General features: G+C 28.1%; 2 protein-coding genes and 1 pseudogene. All 3 read left to right on the top strand.

Annotated features, from left to right (window positions below; all coding sequences use genetic code 11):
• A pseudogene (locus HMPREF1984_RS11545) lies at positions 1 to 1,372 on the top strand (hypothetical protein); the annotation flags it as partial.
• Positions 1,372 to 1,938 (top strand): hypothetical protein, encoded by a 567-nt coding sequence (locus HMPREF1984_RS06535; protein WP_036100079.1) that lies wholly within the window; start codon positions 1,372 to 1,374, stop codon positions 1,936 to 1,938. The pseudogene HMPREF1984_RS11545 and the gene HMPREF1984_RS06535, both read left to right, overlap by 1 nt.
• Positions 1,939 to 2,162: 224 nt before the next feature.
• Positions 2,163 to 2,753 (top strand): hypothetical protein, encoded by a 591-nt coding sequence (locus tag HMPREF1984_RS11540; protein ID WP_198011766.1) that lies wholly within the window; start codon positions 2,163 to 2,165, stop codon positions 2,751 to 2,753.
• The last annotated feature ends 122 nt before the right edge of the window (positions 2,754 to 2,875 follow it).

Below are 2,875 nucleotides of genomic sequence, written 5' to 3'. Positions count from 1 at the left end.
GAACACAAGCACAACTACTGGAAGCAGTAAAGGAATGAGCGTAGGAGTAAGTTCTCAAGGAATTCCAACATCAGTAAATGTAAATGCAAGTAGAACAAATGGAAACAGGGTATTTGTAGATAACCAGAGCACATTCATTGTTGGAGAAGGAAGCAATCTTCATGTTGGAACAGTTGAAAATACTGGAGCTGTAATAGGTAAGGAAGGAAATTCTACATTCAGGATTGACACTTATGTTGAAAAAGATATCCAAAATTATGATACAATGACAACAACAGGAGGTTCAATAGGAGTTTCACTTGGAGGAAAACCAAAAATTACCAATGTTGGATTCAATCAGGACAGCAGGGATAAGCAAGGAATTACAAGAAATACAGTAGTCGGAGATGTTGAAATAGCAGGTATTTTCAAGGATGCCTACAAAGATTTAGGATATGACATAAACATCATATTTTCAGATCCTAAAAATTCTCCGCAATTATTAGATGAAAAAGGGCTTGAGAGTACAGGAAGGGCTTCAAATGAGTACTTTTCTGAAAAATACAAGGATGACAATCCAGCTATCAGTATTCATTCAGATGGGAAGGATTATTCCAATGTTGATTTTGGTGAACATGTAGGAGATAAAGCTACAAATGGTTCAGTTGCAATGAATAAAGCTAATATTTTAGGCTTAAAGGATCCTGAAAATTCTAAAAAAGTATATAATATTAGTGATATGGAAAAAACAATTAATTCTACTTTTAGTAATAAAGTAAAAATAAATGAAGATAGATATAAAAAAGATCCTGATTATAGAGATAAAATAAATTACTATTATTTTCAGGCTAAATATCAATTAAAAGATGGTAAGATAATAGAAGATGGAGTTAAAGATAGGAAAAAATATATAAAAATAAATAAAAATGGTAAAATAATAACTTTATTTGAAGTATCTAAAGAAGAATCACTTTATCACAATGTTAATTATTCCAAAGATGGTAGTTTTTATATTGAAACAGATCCTAATAAAATAAATAGAAAATTCGTAAATGAAGATGGATATGAAATAGTACTTTCAAATAATTTATCGACTATTATTAAAAATCCTACAGTTTATGGAACCTTTAATTATTATACTTATAAAGGGATTGAATATGATACATTAAATCATACAGTAGATATAAATTTATGGCAAAAATATGGAAGTGGTCCAGATGATTGGACAACAGAAGCACAAAGAAAAAAAGCTAATGCACTAGCACAAAAACTATCTAAAGTTCCTTTTTTTAGCGATCAAGGATTTAAAAATTATTTAAATTCGCGAAAAATTACTAAAGTAACTCCTGATACATATGAAAATTATTTAGAAATTATAAAGGGGGCTATATGATGTCAAGTAAAATATTTAAGAAATGGTATGAAATAAATATTTATCTTATCATACTGTTTTCAATATGGATATATCTTCTAATGAACGGGGTTTTATTTGTACCTTATAAGTATTATTATTACTCTACAGCTGTTGAAAATACAAGTGTCTATGACATAGAGATTCTTAATAAAAAAATTTTTTTGAGTATCTTTAATGACAGCCGTTCTGCTATTCCATTTAGAAATAGACAGGCAATGACATTAGAAACTTTGATAGACAGGGAAACTGAGAAAATAAAACTGATATCAATTATTATACAAGGTGAAAGAGGAAATAAGATATATGAAAAAAATTTTAATGAAAAAATTTTAACATTGAAAAAATATATTTTAGAAAGCAATATATCAAATAAAGAGAATGGACAATATAAATACGATCTCATATTCAAAAATAAAAATTTAAAAGCAAGATGGAATAAATTTATAAAAGTGAAAGTAACATTTGAAAGTGGGGGAGAAATTTTTACAAAAGAATTTCAATTAGATAGAAAAGTTAATGAAAATACAGTTGTAATAATCAATTAGAAGGATTGTGGTAGGAATGATACAGAAATTAAAAAAAATTTTATTTGGTATATCAGTTGGATTCATGATATTTTTTGATTTGTTATTATTAGTTTTAATAGGCTACTGGTTTTATTTTGAATATTTTTAATAATTTATTATTTCAATGTTATATTGGAAAATTAAAAAAGGAAATAGAAAGTACAAAAAAACTTAGTGGAAAGATAAAGAAAATCAAAAATATAATGGAGAAGAAATATGGAGAAGATCCAAAGAATGCAACAAAGGCTGGACTTATTGGAACGATAGTTGAAGAAGGAAGCCATGTAATAGGAAAAGTTGAAGGCAGACAGAGAAATACAGGAACAGATGAAAAAGGGCTTGAAAGTACAGGAAGGGCTTCAAATGAGTACTTTTCTGAAAAATACAAGGATGACAATCCAGCTATCAGTATTCATTCAGATGGTAAGGATTATTCCAATGTTAATTTTGGGGAGAATGTTGGAGACGAATTTTTATTTAAAAGATTTGTAAAAATGGAGTATAGTGTATACTATAAGTATGCAAAAACAGCTTTAAAATCTTTGAATAATGATGTTGATAAATTATTAAAACTTTATGGTGTAACAGAGAAAGAAACATTATCGGTTGTGAAAGCTAATGAATTAAGAGGCTTCTATGCAGATGCAACAGAATCTGCATTAGTTGGGCAATTAACAGGAGGTTCAACTCTTTGGGTAAAAATTACAATTGGAACATTGTATTTTTTTCAAGTAGAAATGATAGTGTTAGTTCAGTCGCTCTTAGTAACGAAGTTAAAGAAAAAAATGCATTGATATATGTTGCAGCTATAGAAGAAGATAGAAAAGGATTAGCTGAAAAAACTTATTATGGTGAACATAATAGTCTCTATCCGTTTTATTATAATTATTCAAGAGGTAAGTTGCCTACGCAAACA

It is taken from the genome of Leptotrichia sp. oral taxon 215 str. W9775 (genome assembly GCF_000469505.1).
Lineage (GTDB): Bacteria > Fusobacteriota > Fusobacteriia > Fusobacteriales > Leptotrichiaceae > Leptotrichia_A.
Note: the sequence above shows the minus strand (reverse complement) of the source record. Positions and strands in the feature narration are given on the sequence as shown.